We start from the raw sequence: 26295 nt of genomic DNA, 5'->3' as shown, positions 1-26295 counted from the left end.
GCTTTCCCTATAACGAAAAAAAGCATGAACGTCTCTTTCCTTCCGGAACAAAGGAGCGTTCATGCTTTTCTTATAAAGGATCCAACTGTACGGAAGCTTGCTTTCCGCTGAGTTGAATGCCTGTTTGCTTGCGTCCATAAGCGCTTAGATCCTTCACCAGATCTTCAAGCAAAGCTTTGGCCTGAGCGCCTTCTTTGCCCGAAATCTTCACGACCAACTGCACGGCATCTCCGCCTTGCAGGATTCGTACCGCCTGCTGGCGCTTCGTTTCCAAATCGTGATCCTCGATGTGCGGCGTTAAGCGCAGTTCTTTCGTCTTTGGCGCTTGCTCCCGCTTACGGGCTTGCTGTTTCTCCTGCATCGCTTCTTGCTTGGCCTGGCCCGCTCCAATTAATTTGCACGGCGGCGGGCTGCTCATGAGCGAAGTACACACCAAGTCGACTTTCAACTGCTTCGCCAGAAGCAGCGCTTCCTTCGTGGACATCACACCCAGATCTTCACCCTGAATACCCGTGACGTGAACCTCGGAGGCTTTGATTTTCTCATTCATAATCATCAACCGTATTACCTCCTATACGTACAACCCTTTTCTCATAAACTATACCATAATGAGTAACGAAAAAAAGTCCCGGACCGCGTCCTGTCGCTCCATAAAGGAACTTCAGGCTCACGATCCGAGACTTTATTCTGCTTGCTATTACTTTTTGAGGGCTTTCAAGATAACAGTAACGGCCTCAGCACGCGTAGCGTTCGCTTGCGCCTTGAAGGAACCGTCGCTATAGCCGTCGATCACATGGCTAGCCGATGCAGAAGCAACGGCGCTTTGCGCCCATTCCGAGATCGCTCTGCGATCCGTGAATGTATTGCCTGAAGCTGCTGCAGGCAGCTTGGCTGCACGAACGATCATCACCGCCATTTGTTCGCGGGTGATTTGATCATCCGGTCCAAAGGAGCTGTCGCTGTAACCGGAGATAATGTCATAGGCTGCCGCTGTTTCAATTGCTTTGCGCGCCCAGTGATTGTTCGTGTCGGCAAAACCTTTGCCGCTCTTCTCTTGAAGCTTGAATGCTTTGACAAGAATCGATGCAAATTCCGCACGGGTAATCGTATGATCCGGTCCGAAGGTGCCGTTAGGATAACCTTCAATCGCTCCAGCTTGAATGAGCTCGCGAATATTGGCTTCCGCCCAGTGGCCGGCGATATCGGACAGGGTGCCTTTACCTGTAGAACCGGTATTCGTTGGATCTGTCGGCTTTTTATCTGTTGCAATTACGGCGAATTTCGTAAAGTGGTTGACTATGCCGCTAACCGTCGAATTGTCTTTATCGACGCTCGGGTTGCTGAGTGCATGCCACTTCTTCGCTGTCTCATCGTACCAGTAGACTGCCACGTCAGACTTGGTCAGATCTACCTTAGTCAGGTCAAACGGTATGCTAATCGTTAGATTAGCAGTGAAGTTGCCTGTTAAATCTTTCTTGATCTCAAACACATCGCTGATTAGCTTACCAGAAGTGCCTTTCAGCATTTCATCGGTATTCGTTACTTTCTCAACCGTTACCCGGAAATCCGTGTTTGCCGCTCCAGCTGGAATGACAATCGTCACACCGTTATCCTTCACCGTTCCTCCGTTAGAAGAGGAGATCAGAGTGCCGCTAGGAGCGGAGCCGCCGCTGGATGAATTGGATGGATTTGATGGATCAGTTAACGTGACCTTCAAGATCTCGGAACGGTCTCTGACTCTAATTCTCGGATGCATATCCGAATCGCTGGAAACCTCGCCGATAGAAGCCAAACCGACTACGGAAACATTTGCTCCGTCTGTAACGAACGGAAGCGCCGTTCCCTTTGTAATGTATCCGTTAATGAAGACAATTGCCGGGCCGGACCCATCATTAATCGTAAATTGGTTAATGGTTCCGTCTGTGTCTTTGTAAATATTTGACACGACGCCTTGTGTTTTCACCAAGTTTCCGGTATTAGCGGATGACATGGAACCAGCTGTCGTAAGCGTAGTAGGCGCCAGTTTTTGGATACTTGGATCCAAAACAGTCATTTTGCTAACCGTCAACTCTACCTCACCTTGATAATGCGTGATCGTACCTTCAAACCTTGCCTTCTGTCCTTCTTGTATGCCTGAGGCAACCGGGAATAGGTTGATACCGCCCGTTGCGTCCTGCGCATAAATAGAGTCGAAGAAGCCTTTGTTTGTATCAGGATCTGTGCTTTGCGTATTTACCTCACTCGTCGCTGTGGCTTCAATGATGACTTCTGTCCCATCCGGCAGATTCTTGGCGTTGGCTACGCTTGTAATCGTCATCGGATTAACAATTTTATAAAGATTATCCATTAAATTATAGTTGGCATAAGGCAGTGTCCCTGCATTGTCCAAAGTAACTTGAATTTCAAAGTTACTCATGAATGATCCGCCGGCAACGACGACAAGCGAAGTTTTACCGTTCGGATGCGTGACAGTTTCAGATGCCGCCAGCATTTTTTCTTCCGGGTTTGTTGCAATCTTGCTGTTTGGATTTGCATATTTCGGTATATAAAGCCCTTGAGAATTACTTATTCCCTTATCGGTTTTATTCGTTCCGACTGTAATGTAAGGAAAGGTAGCTTTAGTTGTCCCATATCCAAAGTTATCATTATCAGTTTCAGCTGAATATGTGGTTGGGAAGCCAAAAACAAGCGGGCTGACCGTTGTCGGCAGCGTTGAGGTTCTCTCTCCTGTCGCCGGGTCTACGGCGTAAATGGTTGAACCTGAGTATTGGCTGTAGGTCTGTCCGTCGACGACGCCTTGCAGCAACGGATTAGCCATATTGAACTCTGTCGGATACAGTCTGTATGGTTGTCCTCCGTTTTTATCATCGTCCATCACCTCATCGTCGCTTTCGCGCAGTGTGGAGCCAATAGCTGTCAGGACATCGTTCTGCAGCTCGGACATATGTTTCTTCGGCGAAGACGGATCCGTGTTTGTGGATTCACCAAAGTCCGCGATATTTCCGAAGACAAGTGTGTTTCCGTTTTCCGAGAATGCTTTCAACGCCTCAATTTCTGCCGGCGTGTAATTTGCCGGAGTCGGCCATGCCGTAACGCTTTTTCTAGACGGAGCATTTAAAATGATCATTTTGTATTTAGGATTGCTAGTTGCGGCAATGAATTCCGCCGACGTTTTCAATTGTACAACTCTCACACTATTTGTACCTGCGAGAGTCATCATATTGGCCATTGTATCCGGATAGCTGCCTCCGCTGACGTACTCATTGCCGTGTGAGGCGTCAAGCCCGACATACGACACGGAGTTGATATCTACGACCTTCATCATATTGGTCCCTGTATAAGTCTTATCAACGCCTCCCACCGTAAGCACAGCGCTAATCGTGACTGTTTTGGTTCCAGGAGTCGTCGGTGTATAACTGAATTCATGCTTTGCGACACCGGAAGGCGCAATACTTGTGCCGGGCGTATACGATTTGTTGGCTGCGGAATCTCCTTCTACGGTATAAGAAATAGATTTAAGTGTGACAGGCGTGCTTTCATTATTGAAGAAATTTGTTGTTACATTCAACGCCTCTGTTGTGACAGGCATGACTGAACTGTTGGTCACCGAGGTGATTCCGACCTTCGGCGCTGAACCAAGCCATATCGGTGCAGTGACAGCTACAAAACCTTGGTTGTCCGTGATAATCGCGAAGTAGTAGCCGGCAGCAGGGGCCGTCATTGAATAGGTGTAATTAACGTTACTGCTTCCACCAGAGTAGGTCTGCTTATCTACAACTTTTCCTCCGGAGCTTATCAGCTGGACAGATGCGATATTACTAGTCGCTACGCCTGGGTTTTTATTCACTGCTGTTACCGTAATGTTAGCAGTCGCAGGGGGAGCATTCAAAATAGCACCCATGCTGTAGGTGTTCGTCCCGTCGGACAGATGATAGGTGACATCCAAATCCCTGTTTTCTGTCGACCATACCGAACGGTCGTGCAATGCCGTATAAATTCCGCTCAATGTAAAATCGTTCGTGTAAACGACTGTCCCAGCGGTATTCGATGTTCCCCAACCTTTTTTATGATTATCGCCGTTATTGGTCGGGGCTACGTGCCATCCTTTATCTAATGCCAAAATAAACTGGTCGACAGATCGGAAGTATCCGCCTGAGCCGATAGCGCCTTCGCCGTTACCTGCTTCAACAAGCGTGACTTTATCGTCAATCGCATTGTTGTGATAACCAAAATCGGCAAAGTTACCGAATGTAGCTCCAGGATGATTCAATTGTGAAATGGAGCCCGGCGTACTCTGAAGCATTTGATAATAGGTTTGCAGGCCACCATCATTTGTTTTGTTATTCAAAGTCGCGTTGTTCCGACTGACAAAACCTGTTGTGTTAAACGTATTCATGTGCCCTGGACCGCCGGACCATGTCATCTCATAACCGTAGTCGGTTATGTAAGTAGGAGTCGCTGCATCTATCGCCGCCTTTTTACCGGCAAGCCAAGGAGCGTTGGTTGTGTTGTAATTATTAATATTTTGATCCTTGGTGACGTCATAAGTTGCTGAATCGTAAGAGTTTGAGTGGTCTGTCACGATAAAGAAATCAAATTTGCCCTGGTCTCTTGCATAAGCGTACGCCTCTGGCAAGGTCCCTTGACCGTCTGAGTTCATCGTATGCGCGTGAAGTGAACCGTAATAGTTCTTCTCGCCGCCGGTCGCTTTCTTGGCCGTATAGGAGAAACCTTCAGAAGCACTGTCCAAATAGTTTTGAAGTGTTGCCTTTGCAGCTATTCTTACCGGGAAGTACGAAGCATCCAATGTAATAGGAGCTGTATAGGTTTGATTGGCTGTACCCACCAGAGTACCGTCTGTGGAAGTAAAGGAATTCCTGTATACAGAATAAATGATCGTTGAACCCGCTGTATCTGATGATAAAGTGATGGGTGTTGCGGGATCAATCGCAGAACTCCCTGGGCTTGCTAATACTTTTGCGACTTGGCTTTGTGTATAAGTAAAAGTTTGAGTCGCCGTTGTATAGGAGCCGTCTGACGCTGTTGCTATAATCGTTGCTGTTCCGTTTTGGAATGCATCAACTGTAATATAAACGGAATTTGTCACACTAGTTACAGGAGCGCCTCCGTTTAAGCTATAAGTGATTTGCGCGACTGTTGTTGGTGTGGTAAGCGTCACTCTGGAATTAAGTGGGATTGTCGTTCCGGTAGGTACGCTAGATGTCATAAATTCAACGGTCGGCGCTGGAACAGCGACGAGATCGGCAACATCGGTAGAAAGCAGCTGTACGCCGTTGAAATAACTGGCTATGGACCTTGTAATGTTAACATAGCTTCCTGAAACGCCAACTGCACTAGTAATACCATTACTGCGCAATGTCGTTTGTATGCCTGCCTGGCTTACTATGTGATTATAAAGAGTTCCTGGAGCTGTTCCGCCAACCGTGTTGAGCTTTACCGTATCGAAGGAGACCAGCATGCCCTCGTATGTTCGGTCAGTAAGCTGGCTGAACATGATTTTGGTCGGAGTTGGAAGAGTCGGGCTAGCGTTGCGTACAACAATATTTGTCGTTACATCATCTGGAACAATCTCCATCAAGCCGTTATACAACGTTGCTTTCCCATAGACATAAATTTCTTTGCCCACATAGGAGGAGATATTTGCGCCGGATTTAAAAATAACGAGACCGCTGCCGGCATTCATACCGTCTTGCACGTACAGAGTATTAGTGGCAGTTGAGTACGTACCGATTCCTTTTACCCAGGCGTATTTCCCAGCATCAAGCTTTTTCGCATCGGCATTTGATGTGATGGTTTGCTGATTAAAGGATAATGTAGCGACATCGGACGGCATAAGGCTCGGGGACTTCGCTACAGCCTTTACGACAAACGGATTTGTTCCTGTAAAACCGCCTTCGGAAAGAGCTGTGAAAGGCGCTGTGTATAATTTAGTGGAACCGCCAGCTGTTGTCGCCGGAGTCGTACCGTCTGTTGTGTAAAAAATTTGTGCGTTAGTATCTGTATTCGTTAAAGTAATGGGTGTAACGTCTAGTATCGCACCGGTTGTATCCGGCGACGCTGTTACGGCAGGTGTCGTATACGCTGGATCTTTGGCTCCGTAGAGTTGAAGACCGTTAACTGTGTAAGTACCACCTGTACCGATTGTACCATTTCCTTCAGAAGCATCAGATTTCTGAATAATTCTGATATATAACGTATTTTGATTCGCTGCCTCTGCCGGCAAAGTCATACCAAATTGCTCGAGAGACGTACTCTCAATTTTAACGGTATAGCCTGTATCGGCAACTTTATTTCCGAATACAGTCCAGCTTGTTCCATCAGTACTCCACTCTGTATTAAGATCACGAGGACCAGTTCCTGAAGAACGTGTGCCATAATTAAAAATCAGATCCTTAAATCCAACAGTGGAAGTCTTAATGATCCAATATCCTTTATCCATCTGTCCACTGAAATTAGTGTTTGAGATCCCTCCAGAAGCATAGCTTACTCCTGAGGTTACTTGGGCATTACTTTTAAATAATTGCAAAGTTGAACTTGGATTGGAATAATAACCGCTTGTTGCTGCAAAGCTTGGGGCCGCAGCAGTAACTTGCGCAGCACTGGTATAGTTCCAGGTTGCAATATCCGTTTTTTCCACAATACTTTGCGGTGGATTTTCAACCGAATTGCTGCCGCTAATTGCGGCGAATGCCGTTGTAGCTGGTAAAGCAGGCGATATCAAGTTCACTAATAGTAAACTTGACATGCCTATACGCCACAGCGCTTTTTTTAATGCTTTCATGTCCTCGCTCCTTGTTTCATTTTATTTATTGTAAAATCTTCGCTCAAATGAAAGGATCTAAAGAGTCAGCAGGTTGGCGAAATGTCCCCCGATTTGTCTCGCTGCCTCCCCGATTGTTTCATTCGGGCAAATATTTTCACAAACATTGTTGATGTTTTACCAATACCTAATGGGGACATTATGAAATGTCCCTATTAGATCAACTTGTCATCTCGTTTACTTGAAAATCTAATTAAACAAAGGTTAATAATTAATCCAAATAATGGTTAAATATTAGAAACTACCCGTTCGACAAGCCACAGTCCACCTAGCACCAGAGCCAGGGCGGAGCAGGCAACAGCCACGTGTCTCGAGTGCTTCCAACGATAAAGGAGAGCTAACGCGGGCAGCACCAGACCAACGATGAATACCTGAACGGTTTCAATGCCGACATTAAAACTAATCAGATCAACGGCCAATTCGCTCTTCGGAATGTTCATTTCTGTTAAGATGTCCGCAAAACCCATCCCATGGATCATCCCGAAAAAGAAGGTCAATACCCATCGATAGCTGATTTTCTTGCGAATCAAGTTGTCCAAAGCGACATAACAAATGCTCAGAGCAATGGCCGGTTCCACAATACGTGAGGAGATATGGATCACACCTGTGACCGTCAAGGCCAAGGTAATACTATGCGCGATTGTGAACGCAGTGATTGTCCCCGCATACTGCTTGAACGTTTGCCTTGCGATAAGCAAGGAGAATAAGAACAAAAGATGATCGTATCCCGATAAAATATGATTCATCCCCAACACGAAAAAAGAAAACCAACCGTCCATCTTGCTTGACGAAGCTTCCTCCTCAGGCTGTTGCTGCTGAGGCGATGTATCGCCCGACTGCAATCCGGCGAAATCATTTTCCGCCATTTGCATCGTCCAGGTCCGGTTGTTACCAGCGATTGCCGCTGTACTTTTCTGGTTTCCATAATAAATCGTCATCAGATTTACGTAATTACTCGCTGTGTCATTTAAGTACAACTGATCGGTCAGCTGGATCGACTGGGATGCCGCTACCGCTGGGAAGGAGATCTTCATAATTGCCCTTTTTCGGTACATACCGAAACTCTCAAGTTGGGGCCACGCTGCGGCTTCTCCGTTAATTTTCACAACGAGGTTGTTCTGTAGAACTGTCAGCAGCTTCTGATCCACTGCAGCGAATTCCTCTGAATCGAGTGTTCCGTCATGATTGGTATCGCCACCTACAAGCTCTATGACCGATAAGTCATCGAGTGCATAAGTAAGTTCCGTCTTGGATTTATAAAATTCCAATGTCGAATAAGTCGCGCTGTAGGCATGAGCATCCGCTCGATGATCAGTGGACAGAAGCACTACCAGTGCCATGAAAATTGAAAGAAAGAATCGCCATCTACAAACCGCCATATATGCCCTCCTGTAATTAAATTATTAAGTTCAATAGATGAAAACCAGTTATTTGCGAGGGTTCCAGATATATTTTCCGATTCTATCGATATATCCAATCCTTCCATCGGACAAGCTTACTTTGGCAATTCCACTTCTAAATTCTCCGGCCATATTGCGTTTCAGATAATTGCTCTCATCTTTCGTAATAACCGGAGCAATACTAAGTTTTCCTTCTTTATTCATATACCCGCCAGCCCCATCAGCAATGGGTGCTAAGCCCTCTGATATCAGCGTTTCATCATAGCTATCATTTAAAGTAGGGCCAATTTTATAGGCTCCTGTTTCATCTATATATCCTATTGAATATTGGTTGATACTTTCGCCAACGCATACCTTTGCAAGCCCTTCTGAAAAATCATATGCCCTTGCATATTTAGGCTCTATCTTCATGTTGCCCTTTGTATCAATATATCCGTACTCAACAGTGGACCGATCCTTATTCTGCACGGCTACGGCTGCTAATCCACCCGAGAAGCTTTTGCCGGAGACATATTTACTAGCGTCAATCATCACTTTTCCTGTTTTGTCGATATAGTTGTAATGCTTGTCATCCTTTACTAAAGCTAAGCCATCTGAAAAGCTGCTAGCTTCATGATATTGAACTGGAATGATCATTTTCCCATAGCGGTCAATGTACCCGTACATTTCGGTTTTATCGTCTTGCACTAATATCAGACCTTCACTTTGCGTCTGCAAACCCGTTCCATTGAACAGCATAGAAACGATCTGCATTTCAGGAGGTAACGTGTATAAAATCTTACCCTTACTATCCAAGATGAAATAGGTAAGATCATACGTCATTGCATCTACTTGAATCGCTCCAGCTACACCTTCGTTATACTTGGTTATATAGGAGTAATCCGGCTTTACTACCATTTTTCCTGTAGTATCAATGGCGCCATATTTTACACTATCTTGATCCCTCGAATCTTTGCTGCCCTCTGAATTATTATTTAATAGAACAACGGCGACACCATCATGAAAATCATCGGCCCATGCGTAAGTTGGTTCTACGACGATCTTCCCACTTTTATTGATATAGCCCCATTTTCCATCAACCTGTATCGGATATAATAATGTCTTCTCATTGTTCTTCTTGTTTACAGCCAAAACACCTATGATTATCGCTGCCATAATTAAAATGATAATTGGCACCCATATGTTACTTTTCTTCATTTGTCTATTTTTCAATTTTAATTATCCTTTCTGAAGGTAACGAGCAAAAACGATTACTACTTCATTCTATTAATTTTTTGTTTTGGCTGCATAAGCGTCATGATAAGCTTTGGTAAAGGAATTCGACATATTCTGACAAAAACTGGAACAACGCAACCGCACCCCTATACCGAACCTGAAATAAATGCAAAAAGAGCGCATTCGAAGGGACGAATGCGCTCGTGGTACCACTATAAATGCCATGCAATACTAACGTGCAACGAAGTCTTTCTTAATCATTGTGATTGCACCTGATCTTTCGCTATAATGAACCCATCCGTTCCATTAAGTCGAAAAGTAGTTGAAGGAGATGTTTACCCTAGCATGAATAAAAAACAATTAGAAGAACAGATGATCGAAAACTATAAACGCGAGGAGCATATGATGATTCTCGTTTTTGCCCAGTGGTGTATCAATCATGATTTGGACCCGGCCGCGCTTTATCGTGCTGCTTATCCGGATCAAGAGGACAATGCCTCACTTCAGCAGGCTCTCGATCTAACGGTTCCCAAAGAGGAAGCCGGCGAGGTGGCGGATCACACCGTATTAGGCGTGCTGTCTCTCTTCGGCAACGAGGAACTTGCGTTCATCGTGACACAGGAGATCGATAAAAGGAACAAACGAAATCGTTAACCCCCTAAACCGTTAACACCCTAAAGGAAATCAGACCTTAATTGCTGCGAGATCAAAAGCTTCGGCCAGCAGCTCAATCGTCCGCTGCCTCGTCTCTGGCAGGTAACCACCTGCAACGACCATGACTTCATCCACTTGGTAGCTGTCGGCCAAGTTCAGCATCTGTTCCCGAACTTGCCCTGGATCCCCGATAATCATCCGGGACCGATTATCCCTTACTCGCGTTTGATCCCAATCCGAGTAAACATAGCTAGCCGCTTCTTCAGGCGATTTCACTCCGGTGAACTCGCCTTTTTCCATTTGCAAAATGCGCAAATCGATGGAACCGGCGAGTTCCTCCGCCTCTGCCTGCGTTTCGGCGCAGAGCACATAGATGCATACCGTCGCCTGCGGCACGACATTAAGCGCGGACGGTTTGAACGAGCTGCGGTAGCTGCGCACCGCATGTTGTCCGCCCGCCCCGTTAATGAAGTGCGCGAAGCAGAACGCTGCGCCTGCTTGCGAGGCGTACACCCCGCTCTGCCCGGTGGAGCCGAGCAGCCACACCTGGGGCACTCCAGCCACCATCGGGGTGGCGCGGATGCCCTCGAACACGTGCCCGGGTTCCACCGAATCGGTGAGGAACCCGAGCAGATCCGTGACTTGAGCCGGGAACCGCTCAAGTCCTTCGAACAGATCGGCGCTGACCCCTCTCAGCGCTTTGGCCGTGTGCGGCGTGCCGCCCGGCGCACGCCCGATGCCAAGGTCGATACGCCCCGGATACAACGCTTCGAGCATCCGGAAGTTCTCGGCGACCTTGTAAGAGCTATAATGCGGCAGCAGTACGCCGCCAGAGCCTAACCTAATGCGGCTTGTGCGCGCTGCTAAAGTCGACAGCAGCACCTCCGGAGAAGAGCCGGCGAGCCCCTGCGAGTTATGATGCTCCGACACCCAGAATCTTGTGTAGCCTAGGCGGTCAGCCAACTGCGCCAGCTGAATCGTCTGCTGCAGCGCATCGCTATGCGTAAAACCGGAAGAAACCGGTGATTGATCAAGAATACTTAGTTTCAGCATAGTCATCCCTTCTTTCTGAGTCATCTGCCGATGGGTTAATTATACAACGTCCTGGAAGCAAAAGAAAAAGGACGAACCCCTGGAAGGCGTTGTCCCCGATGTGAACTATGTCTTTAGTGATCCTCTTACTTACTAAAAGTGTATGGCTTTGGCATCATTTTATGCCTTACTTTTTTGTAAAAATACCTCATCTCGTCTATGCAGGATGATTGTAGCCTGGCCGATTTGACCGGTTCATGCCTTGCTGCACGCGAGCTTTACGATCTGTAATACGATGAATGGCCAGCATGCATCCACTTAGCGCGGCGCCGCCCGCTGTGAATCCAGCCAGCACATCGCTGGGGTAATGAACGCCCAAATAAATCCGGCTTGCTCCAATGCACAGAACAAATACAACAGTCACAACCGGTACCAGCCATGCTGCCTTCCATCCGCTGCGTACATGGATCCATATCAAGTAGCCTATCAATCCGTAAAATAAAATAGACACCATCGCATGGCCGCTAGGGAAGCTGAAACCTGTCTCCTCAATGAGCCACGGTCCCGCAGGGCGTTCACGTTCAATTAATCCTTTAATCAGGATGTTAAGCCCCCACGTAGCCAGAACACCTATGAACAGCACAAGCGTCTCCCATCTCTGTTTCCATTTAAACAACAAGATTGCAGCAACTACTACGAAGACGATGCTTTCCGCTTTTGCTTTTCCGAGCGTAGTAATAAAGATAACGGCCGGCGTTAATGCTTCACTTCGAAGTGACTGAATAGCGCTGCTAATTCCTGCATCAAATGTTTGTAACCAGCTGGAAGATAGGCTCTGCCATAAGATAACAAAGCCAATTAGCAGCACGCATGCCGCCCCTAACCCCCAGACTAAATCTTTGTATAATGATTTCCCCTGCATGCTGATTTTCCCCTCTGATGATCCGCTAGATTTCTTATTCGTCAGGCCCGTTTGCGAGCCCGTATCGACTGTCTTTTTTTGAGCAGCAGCGGAATTAATGCAAATACGATGTACATCCCAACGGCTGCATAAAATTTACCGGATCCAATGTCTTGCAGTGATGCGCCAAATACGTTATAGACCACTGCTCCTGGAATTATACCAATGAGCGTCCCCCATGTGTAGTCCCAAAAACGAATTTTGGAAAGCCCGGCCCCGTAACTGACACCGTCAAACGGAAAAAAAGGCATCAATCGCATGTACAGCACGACCATGAACCCTTTCTCTTCGGCTTTCTGATCAAAAGATTGCAGCTTCTTATTGCGTAAAATCCGTTGAAAGCCATTTCTGCCCCATTTTCGCGTTATATAAAAAGAAAGCATCGCACCGGCACCGGCTCCAATGATATCGTAGATCGTCCCCCAAAAAGCGCCAAACACATAGCCCCCATACAGTGTCAACGGCGTTGCTGGAAACAGCACCAAAGGACGCAGCGTGTAGACAATAATGTACAAAAGCCCGCCTAACGGCCCTGAATGCCGCAGCCATTCCGTCACTCGACTTAAATCCAAGCGAGCCCATACTCCGGTCCATTGCAGAACGAGCAAACCCGCTCCAGCAGCCAGAAACCATCCCACTAATAACCAAAGCGACTTTGAACGCCCCATGGGCTGCCTCCTTTCGGCACAGTCTTATTTGACTTCCATCTTACAAAACCGAAGGGGCAATATCAACAATTTGGCGCTTTTGCTTATTGGGCTGCAGGGCTCCTCTGCGTGGGGCTAAGAGGCTGGTTGGAATTAGTGTGCGAGGATAAAGGAACTAGAGGCCCTATTCTATCAAATTCAGCCCGTTTCCACATTCATGCGGAACTACAGGGCCTTATTTGATCACCTCATCCCGTTTTCTTTAAGGAAACGGACAAATAGAGTCCCACAGTTCCCCTCCGTGCGAAGTAGGGCCTATTCCGGATGAAATAGAGCCCTGTAGTTCCCGTCGCTGGCCCGGGAGGGACCGCTCAAGCGATTGCAACAATTTTCTTGAGTGGCCCAACCCAATGCCAAAAAAACCGCCAAGACAAATAGTCTCGACGGTTTCTCTATTTTTTAAAGCCAGGTTAATGCCGCTAATGCTTAACCCGCACAGCACTTCTTAAACTTCTTACCGCTTCCGCACGGGCAAGGATCGTTCCTGCCTACTTTCGTGCGTGTTTTCATGTCAATGACATCTGCCACGGCAGGAGGTTGCTGGAGTACAGCAAGCGGTTTGGCAGGAGATAACTCATTCGGCGAATAACCCTTGAGAATCCATTGCCTTGTCGTATTATTTAGAGCTGCAATGTGATTCATAAAGCTTCTTGTCAGCTCTAAGTCGTTGATTTCAAGATCTTGTTGGATCGATTGAAGCAGAAAACCCGGCGTTGCTCCGTTGCGAATATGATCCCCACAATCCTCTACGATAAAGTCCGCCTCTTCAAACGAAATCGTATAGTTTTTGCGAATGAAGTCCACGAAAGCTTTGTGCGCTGGAGTCCGATCCACAAAATCTTTCTCCCCAGCAGCCAGAAGCTGCTCTTTGGTGAAAGGATACAGGGAGACACTCAATCGGGACTCCTGCTCCTGCTGCACTTGTTTCGGGTTGGTCAATAGAATATTATGATAGCCTCTGGAGTCTGGGCTAATTTGCATATAAAACACAAGCGAATCCTCTATAACAGCTGAGTACTCTTGCCAGTACACTTCCGTCCCCATATAGCTCTCAACGAGGTTATGCAGCTCTTCGATACTGAGATGACCATAATAATACAAAAGGCCGTTCGTGAGCTTAATCCATTCCGCATTTCTTTGGAACTTCTCGCGGAAGTATTTGTAGTCCAGCTTTTGAAAGCTTTCACGCACTTCCTTCGGCATGGCTATGACAGGTTTCCCATTGTGCACCCCAATGAAAAGCAGCCCTCGCTTCACATAATAAGAAATCTGATCTACATCAATCAGCGTACTAGGGGCAACGCCGCCACGCCCAGCAATTTGTTTCATAATTTGATAGCGTTTATCATCGAATTTAAAAAATAAACTTGGCAGCGCGTTTGGAATATGCTCTACCAATGCCATAGCTAGATCCTGTTTCTTTAAAGTGCTTACCCCTTTAATCTCCAAATTAGTCCGAATTTCCGTAAGATCGCCTTTCGTTAATCGAACAAGACAGTCAGCGAGTGAAAGCGGAATTGTAAGCTCGGGTCCAAACTCCTCCCCTACATAAGCCTCATTCTGATTTTTGGCGCTCTTGCGCTTGTCCATTTTCTTCATCCTTTCCGAAAAGAAAAACATCTTCAACTTGTAATGACATCCTACCATTGTACAATTTATCGGCGGTTTGCGATAGAGTTTCCCACTAGTTTCCATAAAAGTTAACGAATTAGCCATAAAAAAAGCACTTACCAACTTATCGGCAAGTGCCTTGCAAAACATTACTAACCCAGTTAAACCGGACGTGCTGCCACTCCCGCCAGGAAGCTGAGCATGAACTGAACCGCCAAACGCGATGTCACATTGCGGAGGTCGACAGTCAGATCAATGCAGACAAAATCCAGCCCCTGCACCTTCGGAAGCGCTCCTAAGCGATAAAGGGCATCCATAGCATCCCATGGATTCATCCCACCGGTTCCGATGGCCGGGCAGCCCGGTGCATAGGCTTGGTCGATCACGTCAACATCAAAACTCACATACAGCACATCCGTATTTTTCCCGGCAAGTCCAATCGCTTCATCCAGCACGGCATCAATCCCCATACGTCTTACATCCCTTGAGGTATACACGTGTACGCCTTTGCTCTTCACATAGTCATGATAGGGCTTAGCGTTCATGAATCCGCGGATTCCGATTTGCACGATGTCAGGTCCGTGAACCACACCGGACTCCAGGATGCCGCGAAACGGCGTACCATTCGTCACCCCGCCATCCTCGAAATTACGTACATCATGATGCGCGTCAAAATGGATGATGCCCACCTTCTGGCCCGGATGGCGGTCAGCAAAGGCTTTGAGCGACGGACAGCTCGTCGAATGATCGCCGCCAACCATAATCGGGATCAAGTTAGGCTGCTCCTTGTACAGCGCCCGGAGACTCTCTTCGATACGTCGATGACATTCCGCAATGTCGGTCACATGCATCTGGATATCGCCGAGGTCACGGACGGCCAAATCCTGCAAATCGACGCCATATTCCATCGAATAGGTCGTAAAAGACTTGAACGCCGCGCGAACTGCAGCTGGGGTCGTCGAGGCGCCCGAATGCGAGATAGACGGCTTGGATAAAGGTACGCCGACAATCCCTGCAAGAAGCTCCTCACGGCCGTCCCAAGGGCGGATCCACTGGGCGACTTTGGTTTCCATATGATCGCGAAATGCAGCTTGATCAGGCGATTTCAAATAAGGAATTTCACCACTCATAACGCTTCCTCCTCCTCTGGCGCCGCCACAAGCTGGCGGTTCCAAACGGCGGGTTTCCCGTTTTTTATCACACCATATGTGTGGTTGATCCCAAAATGATACGGGAGATAGGCAATATTAGGCGCATCAAAAATCGCTAGATCCGCGCGTTTGCCCACCTCGATCGATCCGATATCGTCCCCGCGCCCCAGCGCATTCGCAGCGTTGATCGTGCAGGCGGTCAGAATTTCCTCCGGCGTCATTTTCAGATGGAGCGACGCCAGCATCATGATAAGCTGAATCGACTCCGTCGGACAGGAGCCGGGGTTGTAGTCCGTGGACAGGGCTACCGGCAGGCCGTACCTGTCGATCATGTCACGGGCACGCGCATGCGTGGCTAGACCGAGATTGAACGATGTGCCCGGCAGCAGCACCGGGATAACGCCGCTCTCAGCCAGAGCCGCGAGTCCCTTATCCGTTGCCGCCAGCAAATGCTCGGCGGATATCGCGCCTACCTCTCCCGCCAACTCGGCACCGCCGAGCGGAACGATTTCGTCCGCGTGAATTTTCGCACGCAGCCCCAGACGTTGCGCTTCCGTTAAGATACGACGCGACTCCTCGACAGAGAAAACGCCATCTTCGCAAAACACGTCGCAAAACTCCGCAAGGCCCTCTTCCGCTACTTTAGGCAGCATGCCGCCCACGATAGCATCGACGAACGCCTCGCGTCGCCCCTTATACTCCTCAGGCACCGCATGCGCCCCCATAAATGTGGATACAACATCAACAGCGTGTGTCACGTCCAAACGTTTGGCAATGCGCAGCTGCTTTAATTCCGCTTCTAGCGAGAGACCGTAGCCGCTCTTCGCTTCAACGGTTGTAACGCCATTCAACAGTATTTCGTTGAGGCTGCGGCACGCTTTCTCATACAGCTCCTGCTCGCTTGCCGCGCGCGTAGATCTGACGGTATGAAGAATGCCCCCTCCCTGCGCCAAAATGTCCAAATACGGGACACCCGACCGCTTTAACGCCAGCTCATGTTCACGAGACCCCCCATGCACGAGATGGGTATGCGGATCAACAAGACCGGGCGTGACTAACCGTCCGCCGATGTCCAGCTTCACCGCTACTTCGCTCCCTGCAAGCTGGTCTTGAAACACATTCGCCGGTCCGAACCAAGCAATTTTCCCCTGCCTAATGGCGATTACCGCATCCTTGATCTCACAGACCTCTTTCATGGACTCCCCGCAGCGCGGTTTATTTCCCTGCGGGGTCACCAAACGGCCTATACCGGTGAGAAGCAAATCAATTCGTTCCATCTTCGCTCCTCCTATTCCTGCTCGCGCATCGGGATGCGGATGCCGTGTTTCTCCGCCGTTTCGACCGCTTCGTCATACCCTGCATCTACATGGCGGATAACGCCCATGCCAGGGTCTGAGGCCAGCACACTATGCAGCCTTTCCGCCGCTGCATCCGTTCCGCCGCTGCATCCGTTCCGTCCGCCACCACGACCATGCCTGCGTGAAGCGAATAACCCATGCCAACGCCGCCGCCGTGGTGAATAGAAACCCAAGAGGCGCCTGCTGACGTATTGATTAGAGCATTCAATATCGCCCAGTCGCCAACGGCATCAGAGCCATCCTTCATCGCTTCCGTTTCCCGATTCGGCGAAGCAACGGAGCCGCAATCCAGATGATCGCGCCCAATAACAATCGGCGCCTTCAGCTCTCTGCTGCGGACCATCTCGTTAAGCGCGAGCCCGAATTTCTCGCGCTCGCCATAGCCCAGCCAGCAGATCCGCGCCGGCAGCCCTTGGAAGGCGACGCGTTCGCCCGCCATTTTAATCCAACGATGCAAATGGGCGTTGTCCGGGAAGAGGCGCAGCACGAGCTCATCGGTTTTGCGAATGTCCTCCGGATCGCCGGAAAGCGCGGCCCAGCGGAACGGCCCTTTCCCTTCACAGAACAGCGGTCGGATATACGCAGGAACAAAGCCAGGGAAATCAAAAGCATTCGCGACGCCTTGGTCGAACGCAACCTGACGAATGTTGTTGCCATAGTCGAATACAATGGAACCCATCTTTTGCAGATTAAGCATCGCTTGCACATGCTGGGCCATGCTGCTTTTGGAAAGCTGCACATACGTTTCCGGATCGCGCTGCCGGAGTTCCGCCGCTTCCTCCAGCGTCATCCCGGCAGGGATATATCCGATAAGCGGGTCATGTGCCGAAGTCTGATCCGTTACAAAATCCGGCTTAATCCCGCGCCGCACAAATTCCGGGTACACCTCTGACGCATTGCCCAGAAGTCCGATGGAGAGCGGCTTCCCGGCTGCCATCGCTTTCTCGGCGAGGAGAAGCGCTTCATCCAATGTTTCTGCGAGGACATCGCAATAGCGAGTTTGAATGCGGCGCTCGATTCGAGTGCGATCGACTTCCACGGCGATGACGACGCCCTCATTCATCGTAACCGCCAGAGGCTGTGCGCCGCCCATGCCGCCAAGACCGGCTGTAAGGGTCAGCGTACCTTGCAGCGTACCTCCTGCATGCTGTCTGGCCGCTTCCGCGAACGTTTCGTAGGTGCCTTGCAGAATGCCCTGCGTACCGATGTAAATCCAGCTGCCCGCTGTCATTTGGCCGTACATCATCAGCCCCTTCGCTTCCAGCTCGCGGAAATGCTCCCAATTGGCCCATTTGGGCACAAGCACCGAGTTGGACAGCAGGACACGGGGAGCCCGTTCATGCGTTTTGAAAACACCTACCGGCTTACCCGACTGAATGAGCAAAGTTTCATCGTTGTCCAAACGCTGGAGCTCACGAACAATGGCGTCAAACGCCGGCCAATTTCGTGCTGCTTTGCCGATACCACCATAAACCACAAGATCCTCCGGGCGTTCTGCGACCTCAGGGTCCAGATTGTTCATCAACATGCGCATCGCCGCTTCCTGCACCCAGCCTTTGCAGGATAAGTCTGTGCCTCGAGGGGCGCGGATTACTCTTTTTCCGTGGTTAGCATTCGTCATATCAGCATCTCCTTTGATTTTAAAATAACGAACCGGTAACAGCCTCAACGGCTAGCAGCCATTCGCCTTGCAGCAGCGCAGCAGCTACTTCCTCAATCTCACGAGAGGTGGAGCGATCCTGGGTAACGGGCGGGACGACCGCTCGCAGTTTGTCGTACAGCACGCGAGTCGCTGGGGCAAGACCTTCCGCCCCGATGAACTCAGCGGCTTCAGCTGCACAGATCAGTTCGATCGCCAGCACCTTCGACACATTGTCGATCACATGGGCCGCATGGCGCGCTGCCGTTGTCCCCATCGACACATGGTCCTCCTGATTTGCCGAAGACGGGATGGAATCAACGCTAGAAGGGTGCGCCAGCACTTTATTCTCCGAAACGAGCGATGCGCTGACATACTGGGTAATCATCATGCCGGAGCCGACACCAGGGTTATGGCTGAGAAAAGCAGGCAGTCCGCCGGATAACGCCGGATTCACCAGCCGCTCCGTGCGGCGTTCGGAAATGTTCGCAAGCTCGCTCATGCCGATTTTCAGAAAATCCATCGCAAAAGCAATCGGCTGCCCGTGGAAATTGCCTCCGGAGATGACAAGTCCTTTATCCACGAATAATAAAGGATTATCTGTCGCTGAATTAATCTCTATGGCGATCTTGTCTCCCGCATAACCAAGAACTTGGCGCGTCGCACCGTGAACCTGCGGCAAGCAGCGCAAGGAATAGGCGTCTTGCACGCGAATTTCGCCTTGGCGCGTCGTCAGCTTGCTGCCTTGCAGCAGCGTGCGCAGGTTACCCGCTACCCCGATCTGCTCCGGGTAAGGACGAACGCGCTGCACTTCATCGGCATAAGCGTCCGGGATGCCGCGCAAGCACTCCACCGTCATCGCCGCGATGACATCCGCGATCCGTGCGAGGCGTTCTGCTTTGACGAACGCCAAAGTGCCGATCGAGGCCATAATCTGCGTGCCGTTGATCAAGGCAAGCCCTTCTTTCGCCTGAAGCGTAATCGGCTTCAGGCCTGCTTTGGCAAGTGCCAGAGCGCCCGGCAGGCGCTGCCCTTGGTAGATGGCCTCGCCTTCGCCCATCAGCACGAGCGCCAGATGAGACAGCGGCGCCAAGTCCCCGCTTGCGCCAAGCGAGCCCTGCTCCGGCACAATGGGATGCACGCCGCCATTGATGCAATCGACCAGCAGCTGCAGCGTTTCCTGCCGGATGCCGGAGTGCCCTTTGGCCAGCGCGTTTGCGCGCAGCAGCATCAACGCCCGCACGGTTGGTTCCGGCAGCGGCCTGCCTACCGCGCAAGCATGGCTGCGGATCAGATTGAGCTGCAGCTGTACCGCGTCCTGCGGGGAAATGCGTACGTCGCTGAATTTCCCGAAGCCCGTCGTGACGCCATACACCACTTGGCCTGTCGCGACAAGCTCCTCCACCATAGCGCGGCACTTCACCACGCGTTTCATCGCTTCTTCCTCCAGTGCCACAGGCACTCCTTCGTAAGCAACCGCTGCCACCAATGCCGGCGTCAACTGCTCACCATCTAATTTCACCGGAGGTTTACCTCCTCCGTCATCTTGTTGCAGCTTCTCTTCATATATCATCGCCATGTCTATTCAGACCCCTTTCTCGCTTTAATAAAAGAAAGGGACCGTACGGAAGATGTTCTCTTCCATACGGTCCCATTTTAAAAAAGAGGGTTTTATGCGATTGTCCGGTATCCTGCTTCAGCCGATCCCTCATCGCGCTCACTCACTTTTGAATTATTTTGTTGTTATGCCTTTGTTATACCTTCCTTTATTGTCACACGGGGGTTCGCAGACTGTCAATATGGCTTATTGCCCAAAGACTGAGATCCACACACAAAAAAAGCCCCACCCGCCTTTGTTTGAGCGAATGAGACTTTTATCTAACAACTTAAGCTAACCATTCTTTCACTTTGGAAGAGAAATTGTTTAGCATTTCCTGCGAGGCATATTGACCGCTGAAATCTTCGATGCCAAGGTAACCGTCGTATCCAACTGCTTTCAAATCAACCAGCAGCTGTTTCCAGTTCACGATACCCGCGTCAATCGGTGCCCACTCGCTTTTCCAAAGCTTAATGCCGTCTTGCGTTTCACCTGTCGGTACCCATTGCGCATTTTTCACATGCACATGTGCCAAGTATGGCCCTAGCAGCTCAAGGCCCATGCGGTAGTTCTCGAAACCTTCGTGCACCATGTTACCTGCATCATGCAGCACGCCGATGTGGTCTGGATTGAACTGCGAAACCAGGCGGTGAGACAGCCCCGCGCTTGGAGTAATTGTGTTATGGTGGATTTCAGCCAACGCCTTAATGCCATATTGCTGCGAAAACTCTTGCACGTGGTGCAGATAGTCCGTAGCTTTTGCAAACAAATCGTTATAGTTTACGCTTTTATCATAATTAGGAACTCCGCAACGGATGAAAGAAGCTCCTACTTTTTTCGCCGCTTTAAATACACGCTCAGTTTCATCCACATTGCAGTCATTCAAGTAAGGAGTTACGCTTAAATTCACCAGGTTATTGTTAACAGCAATAAGTCTGAAACGCTCCAATTCTTCATCGGAAGCACTTGGATCAATGGAGCAAAGATTGTTACGCCAGAAAGACGGCTTCTCGTTAGCCACTTCCGCCGGAGTATCTTTAAAACGCCATTCAATCCCTTCAATACCTGCTGTTGTTGCTGCCTTGGCCAGTTCCTCAGGTGTTAAGTCAGGTGTTGCTACTGTAAAAATAGACAATTTCATATTGAATCCTCCTTAGAGTATCGATCATCGTTGTAAGTAGAATAGCTTGTTTGTTTAACTCTTCTTTATTTTGCAGTATAATAAAAACGTATTCATTGCATTAATTGGGCAAAAGTTTGCTAATATTGACTCCAGTTTACTAGAGGAGAACCTCTCATGCAGGATCTATACCAAAATCTTCATCAGTTGATCAATTTCCGCCATACCTTGACGAATGAGCCGCGGCCGATGGATTTCCATCAGCATCAGGATCAATATGAAATCTATTTTTTCCTAACCGGGGATGTTCACTACTTTATCGAAAAGCAGGTCTATCATTTGCAGTATGGCGATCTGTTAATCATGCACAGCAACGAGCTTCACAGGCCTAATTTCCAATCCAAAAAACAGCGTTATGAGAACTGCGTCATTCACTTTAATCCTGCGCTGCTCGCAAACCTGAATTCTTCACAGTTTGATTTGCTGCACTGCTTCAATAATCGCAAATTCGGCGAACAAAACCGGATGCGTCTGAATCCCCAGCAAATTGATGACTTCCTGAAAATATTCGAGCGCATGGAGCTGTACACGCGCCCTCAAGCGTTGCCTGGATCGGACATTTTATTTGTGGCCGCTTTTACCGAGTTGCTCGTGTTTATTAACCGGATTTTCCTCAATCAAGGCAAACAAGAGGATCAGGTCATGATACCTGATAAGCTGTCCTCTCTTTTTACGTATATTGACGAAAATCTGGATCAAGATCTGTCGCTCGAAGTGCTGGAGCATGTGGTGTTTATGAATCGCTCCTATCTTTGCCGATTATTCAAAAAACATACGGGCAGCACCATTCATGAGCATATTCTATTTAAGCGCATTAACAAAGCGAAGCAGCTGCTCCGCGAAGGCTCCACGGTCACGGATACGTGCCAGTTGGCCGGCTTCAACGACTACTCCAACTTCATCCGCACCTTCAAAAAAGCGGTCGGCCTTCCCCCGCGCCAGTACCAGGCGCAGCAGCGGCGGGGCTGAGCGCGCACATAGCCCCTGTCATCGACGGGGGCTGATTTTATGTACGTGCCTATGCCACTTTAACGTTGAAAATCATTCTTACAGTAGCTAAACCAAAAACAAAAGGCCCCCCATCCCCCGCACACCGTGCAGGATCTAGAGGACCACATCACTCAACTTATTTCAAATTTTCCGGGTTCAACTGCAGAAGCTCAGGCAATACGAAAATGCCGTCCTTGCGAATCAACACATCGTCGAACCAAATCTCGCCGCCGCCGTACTCCGGACGTTGGATGTTCACGATATCCCAGTGCAGCGAAGACTTATTGCCGTTGTAAGCATCGTCGTAGCAGTTGCCTGGTGTGAAGTGGAAGCTGCCGTCGATTTTCTCATCGAACAACGTATCCTTCATTGGATGTTGGATGAACGGGTTCACGCCGATCGCGAATTCCCCAACATAACGGGCACCTTCATCCATATCGAAAATTTCATTAATACGATCCGTATCGTTCGCCGTCGCTTTAATGATTTTACCCTTTTCAAATTCAAGCACGATGTTTTCGAAAATAAAGCCGTCATGCGGTGTAGGTGTATTAAAGGAAATAACGCCGTTCACGGAATCGCGAACCGGTGCGGAGTAAACTTCGCCATCCGGAATGTTCAATTCGCCGTCGCATTTCACGCCGCCGATTCCTTTGATCGAGAACGTCAAATCCGTTCCAGGGCCCACCAGACGCACTTTATCCGTGCGATCCATCAGATCTTTCAGCGCGTCCATCGCTTTGGACATTTTGCCGTAATCCATTGTGCATACGTTGAAATAGAACTCTTCAAAAGCATCTGTGCTCATGCTAGCCAGCTGCGCCATAGAAGAAGTCGGGTAACGAAGAACGACCCATCTTGTATCCTTTATACGAACATCAAAGTGAACTTGTTGATAGTAAATGGAATTGTAAAGCTTCATCCGGTCCGCCGGGATATCCGATAGCTCGTAAATGTTAGCTCCGCCGCGCACGCCAATGTAGCCTTGCATTTTCTTCATTTGGAAAGCGTCCACATCCGCCCAAGTTTGCATTTGAGCTTCTGTTCCTTCCATAACAAGCTGGCGAATGACCGCATGGTCCCGCACGTTAACATAAGGATGAGCGCCGGCTGCGTGAATTTTTTTCACGAGTTCTTTGACAAGCGCGTTATCGATGCCATAAGCTTCGATCAAAATATTTTCACCAGGCTGCGCTTTAACCGAGTAATTCACAAGCACATCAGCCAGTTTCGTTAATCTTGGATCTAACATTTCTATCTCTCCTCTATTTCTTCTCTACTTCATCCACTGGGTCAAAAGACGGCTCATTCGTCTGGAAGCCGACTGTCGTCAAGTAAAACCATTCCCCGTTCTCTTCCTGCTGAGAATCGAGTTCAAAAATAAGCGCGCGAAACTTTCTAAGCCATTCCGCATATTTTTCTTTGCTCATTTTGACTTCGACCTGCGTCATAATGATTGGCCAATGCGCACGGTCAGCAGATGGAATTTGGAACGCCTCTTCCGGGGCATTAATCGCTCTGCGTCTGGCACGCGCAAGCACGCTCAAAGTTCTCTCACGGTAGTAGTTCTCTACCTCGGAAACATAGGGGAGCAGCGCTTCGCTAGGCACGAAGCCACGCGCGACGGCACGGTAAAACTTTTGAACGATACCATTCTTGAGTTCCGTACGTATCACTGAAATCAATCCATGCTTTTCCAGCTCATTCAAATGATAATGTACTTTGGCACGCGCCATTCCTAATAGTTTAGCCAATTGTTGGCCGGTATACGCTTTCTCGATGAGATAAAGCAGCACCTTGGCGCGCAGTGGATCACTTATCGTTTTTAATTGTTCTAACTCTTCAATAATATAGACCGGTTGCAGCTTCATCCTGGATTCGACCTCCCTCTCATGTACCAATTTTGCCGTGTAAACAAGCGTCTGTTGGTCAACTTTTAATCTCTTGCGAGATTAATTAAACGACGGTCAAATCTTTTTAACCGTATCATAATGCGAAAAGGAAATCATGTCAATTGCCGTTTCTGCAATGCTCATCGACATCCCCCTCACTTAAATGTTTCAACGCGTTAACGAATTAACGAAGTTAAGCTTTATTCTCTATGGTAGCAAAAAGGGACGTTTCTGTCACCAAGAAAGGCGCAAAACGTCCCATAATTTTTAACTATAAATTTGGTTTCCCGCTTTACGGAACTCATTAGACTTTTCCTGCATCCCGCTGCTCACCGCCGACGCTTCATCCAGCCCCCGCGCATGCGCGTACTGCCTGATATCCTGCGTGATTCTCATGGAGCAAAACTTCGGTCCACACATGGAGCAAAAGTGTGCTGTTTTGGCGCCCTCGGCCGGCAGCGTCTCATCGTGATACTCGACCGCCCGCTCCGGATCGAGCGAGAGATTGAACTGGTCGCGCCAGCGGAACTCAAAGCGCGCCTTCGACAGGGCGTTGTCGCGAATTTGCGCGCCCGGGTGCCCTTTGGCCAGATCGGCGGCATGCGCAGCGATCTTGTAGGTGACGACCCCAACGCGGACGTCCTCTTTGTTCGGGAGGCCGAGATGCTCCTTCGGCGTCACATAACACAGCATCGCCGTGCCGAACCAACCGATCATCGCCGCACCAATCGCGGAGGTGATATGGTCGTAACCCGGCGCAATGTCCGTCGTCAGCGGTCCTAGCGTGTAGAATGGCGCTTCATCGCAGACTTCCAGCTGACGGTCCATGTTTTCCTTGATCATGTGCATCGGCACATGACCCGGCCCTTCAATCATCACTTGGACGTCGTGGCGCCAAGCGATTTTGGTCAGTTCGCCGAGCGTATCCAATTCGGCGAATTGCGCTTCGTCGTTCGCATCCGCGATCGAACCGGGACGCAGCCCGTCGCCAAGAGAGAAGGCGACGTCGTAGGTTTTCATAATTTCGCATATCTCTTCAAAATGCGTATACAGAAAGTTCTCTTGGTGATGCGCCAAGCACCATGCGGCCATAATGGATCCCCCGCGAGACACGATTCCCGTTACGCGCTGAGCGGTCATAGGAATGTAACGCAGCAGCACGCCCGCATGAATCGTGAAATAGCTGACCCCTTGCTCCGCCTGCTCAATCAGCGTATCCCGATACACTTCCCATGAGAGGTCCTCGGCCTTGCCGTTTACTTTCTCAAGCGCTTGGTACAAAGGAACCGTACCTACTGGAACCGGTGAATTGCGGATGATCCACTCGCGTGTTGTATGTATGTTTTTGCCTGTCGACAAATCCATGATCGTATCTGCGCCCCAACGGGTGGCCCACGTCATTTTCTCCACCTCTTCCTCAATGGAAGAAGCGACCGCGGAGTTACCGATGTTCGCATTGATTTTCACCAGAAAGTTGCGTCCGATGATCATTGGCTCGCTTTCCGGGTGATTAATATTAGAAGGAATTATGGCCCGGCCAAGCGCCACTTCATTCCGCACAAACTCGCTATCCAGATTCTCGCGAATCGCAATGTACTCCATCTCGGGCGTTATAATGCCTTTGCGGGCATAGTGCATCTGGGTTACGTTGCAGCCCGGCTTAGCTCGAAGCGGCTTTCGATTTAATCCCGGGAATACTTCCGCAGCCCCTCTTGCATCCGGCGAGGAAAGTCCGTTATCTTCCGGCTTTACCTCACGTCCCTCATAAGCCTCTACATCCCCGCGTTCTTCAATCCATGGCAAGCGATTAGCCGGCAGCCCTTGGTGAATGTTGGTAATTTGTTCCGTATCCGTATAAATACCGCTTGTATCATACACATGTACAGGCTCATTCGCTACTTCGTCGCCGTGAATATTCGTGGATGTCCCGAGCGAAATTTCCCTCACAGGTACTTGGATATCCGGTCTCGACCCTTGTAGATACACCTTTTTACTGCCAGGAAATGTAGAAACTTGAACGTCTTTCACGGGGCTGCTGTTATTGCTTGTTGTCACATCATGACCTCC

At 49.3% G+C, this 26295-nt stretch carries 17 protein-coding genes and 1 pseudogene; 2 read left to right on the top strand and 16 right to left on the bottom strand.

Annotation, left to right across the window (positions count from 1 at the left end):
• Positions 1-70: 70 nt before the first annotated feature.
• The 4 genes from infC to AC3WTJ_RS14590 form a co-directional block, all read right to left on the bottom strand.
• Positions 71-556, bottom strand: a complete 486-nt coding sequence (gene infC, locus AC3WTJ_RS14605) for a translation initiation factor IF-3 (protein WP_492522701.1) — start codon at positions 554-556, stop codon at positions 71-73.
• A 141-nt stretch (positions 557-697) separates the two neighbouring features.
• Positions 698-6802 carry an S-layer homology domain-containing protein gene (locus AC3WTJ_RS14600; protein ID WP_492522389.1) on the bottom strand — a complete coding sequence of 2035 codons (6105 nt, stop codon included), beginning with the start codon at positions 6800-6802 and terminating at the stop codon, positions 698-700.
• 266 nt (positions 6803-7068) lie between these two features.
• Complete coding sequence (locus AC3WTJ_RS14595; RefSeq protein ID WP_492522388.1) at positions 7069-8220, bottom strand: HupE/UreJ family protein; 1152 nt, start codon at positions 8218-8220, stop codon at positions 7069-7071.
• A gap of 48 nt (positions 8221-8268) precedes the next feature.
• Complete coding sequence (locus tag AC3WTJ_RS14590) at positions 8269-9453, bottom strand: WG repeat-containing protein (protein ID WP_492522387.1); 1185 nt, start codon at positions 9451-9453, stop codon at positions 8269-8271.
• 348 nt (positions 9454-9801) lie between these two features.
• Here AC3WTJ_RS14590 and yxiS point away from each other — a divergent pair, with 348 nt between their 5' ends.
• Positions 9802-10110, top strand: coding sequence for a protein YxiS (gene yxiS / locus AC3WTJ_RS14585; RefSeq protein ID WP_492522386.1), 309 nt, complete (start codon positions 9802-9804; stop codon positions 10108-10110).
• Between the two features lie 30 nt (positions 10111-10140).
• On the opposite strand, the gene AC3WTJ_RS14580 is transcribed toward yxiS, so the two are convergent.
• The 9 genes and pseudogenes from AC3WTJ_RS14580 to AC3WTJ_RS14540 form a co-directional block, all read right to left on the bottom strand.
• A complete protein-coding gene (locus AC3WTJ_RS14580) occupies positions 10141-11163 on the bottom strand; it encodes an LLM class flavin-dependent oxidoreductase (RefSeq protein WP_492522385.1) in 1023 nt (340 codons plus the stop codon).
• 196 nt (positions 11164-11359) lie between these two features.
• Positions 11360-12064, bottom strand: coding sequence for a phosphatase PAP2 family protein (locus AC3WTJ_RS14575; RefSeq protein WP_492522384.1), 705 nt, complete (start codon positions 12062-12064; stop codon positions 11360-11362).
• A gap of 41 nt (positions 12065-12105) precedes the next feature.
• The gene (locus AC3WTJ_RS14570; protein WP_492522383.1) at positions 12106-12771 is read right to left on the bottom strand and encodes a TVP38/TMEM64 family protein; all 666 of its coding nucleotides are present in this window, start codon (positions 12769-12771) and stop codon (positions 12106-12108) included.
• Between the two features lie 465 nt (positions 12772-13236).
• Positions 13237-14400 (bottom strand): YecA family protein, encoded by a 1164-nt coding sequence (locus tag AC3WTJ_RS14565; RefSeq protein ID WP_492522382.1) that lies wholly within the window; start codon positions 14398-14400, stop codon positions 13237-13239.
• Between the two features lie 182 nt (positions 14401-14582).
• Complete coding sequence (gene hutG, locus AC3WTJ_RS14560; protein WP_492522381.1) at positions 14583-15551, bottom strand: formimidoylglutamase; 969 nt, start codon at positions 15549-15551, stop codon at positions 14583-14585.
• Positions 15548-16849: an imidazolonepropionase gene (hutI, locus tag AC3WTJ_RS14555; RefSeq protein ID WP_492522380.1), complete on the bottom strand. Its 1302-nt coding sequence runs from the start codon at positions 16847-16849 to the stop codon at positions 15548-15550. Before hutI ends, hutG begins: the two co-directional genes overlap by 4 nt.
• A gap of 11 nt (positions 16850-16860) precedes the next feature.
• Positions 16861-18551: pseudogene (hutU, locus tag AC3WTJ_RS14550) on the bottom strand (urocanate hydratase).
• 19 nt (positions 18552-18570) lie between these two features.
• Positions 18571-20148, bottom strand: coding sequence for a histidine ammonia-lyase (hutH, locus tag AC3WTJ_RS14545; RefSeq protein WP_492522379.1), 1578 nt, complete (start codon positions 20146-20148; stop codon positions 18571-18573).
• A 307-nt stretch (positions 20149-20455) separates the two neighbouring features.
• Entirely contained in the window at positions 20456-21307 is an 852-nt protein-coding gene (locus tag AC3WTJ_RS14540) for a sugar phosphate isomerase/epimerase family protein (RefSeq protein WP_492522378.1), read from the bottom strand.
• A gap of 156 nt (positions 21308-21463) precedes the next feature.
• Between AC3WTJ_RS14540 and AC3WTJ_RS14535 the strand changes: the two genes are divergently transcribed.
• Positions 21464-22315, top strand: coding sequence for an AraC family transcriptional regulator (locus tag AC3WTJ_RS14535; protein ID WP_127453789.1), 852 nt, complete (start codon positions 21464-21466; stop codon positions 22313-22315).
• A gap of 157 nt (positions 22316-22472) precedes the next feature.
• Here AC3WTJ_RS14535 and AC3WTJ_RS14530 read toward each other — a convergent pair whose 3' ends face one another.
• The 3 genes from AC3WTJ_RS14530 to thiC form a co-directional block, all read right to left on the bottom strand.
• Positions 22473-23588, bottom strand: coding sequence for an aminopeptidase (locus tag AC3WTJ_RS14530; RefSeq protein WP_492522377.1), 1116 nt, complete (start codon positions 23586-23588; stop codon positions 22473-22475).
• 13 nt (positions 23589-23601) lie between these two features.
• Positions 23602-24207, bottom strand: coding sequence for an ArsR/SmtB family transcription factor (locus tag AC3WTJ_RS14525; RefSeq protein WP_127453793.1), 606 nt, complete (start codon positions 24205-24207; stop codon positions 23602-23604).
• Positions 24208-24495: 288 nt separating this feature from the next.
• Positions 24496-26283 (bottom strand): phosphomethylpyrimidine synthase ThiC, encoded by a 1788-nt coding sequence (thiC, locus tag AC3WTJ_RS14520; RefSeq protein ID WP_492522376.1) that lies wholly within the window; start codon positions 26281-26283, stop codon positions 24496-24498.
• Positions 26284-26295: the final 12 nt, after the last annotated feature.

This window comes from Paenibacillus sp. FW101-FHT12H11 (assembly GCF_058790355.1).
The sequence above is the reverse complement of the archived record's forward strand: the minus strand, read 5'-3'. Positions and strand labels throughout refer to the sequence as shown.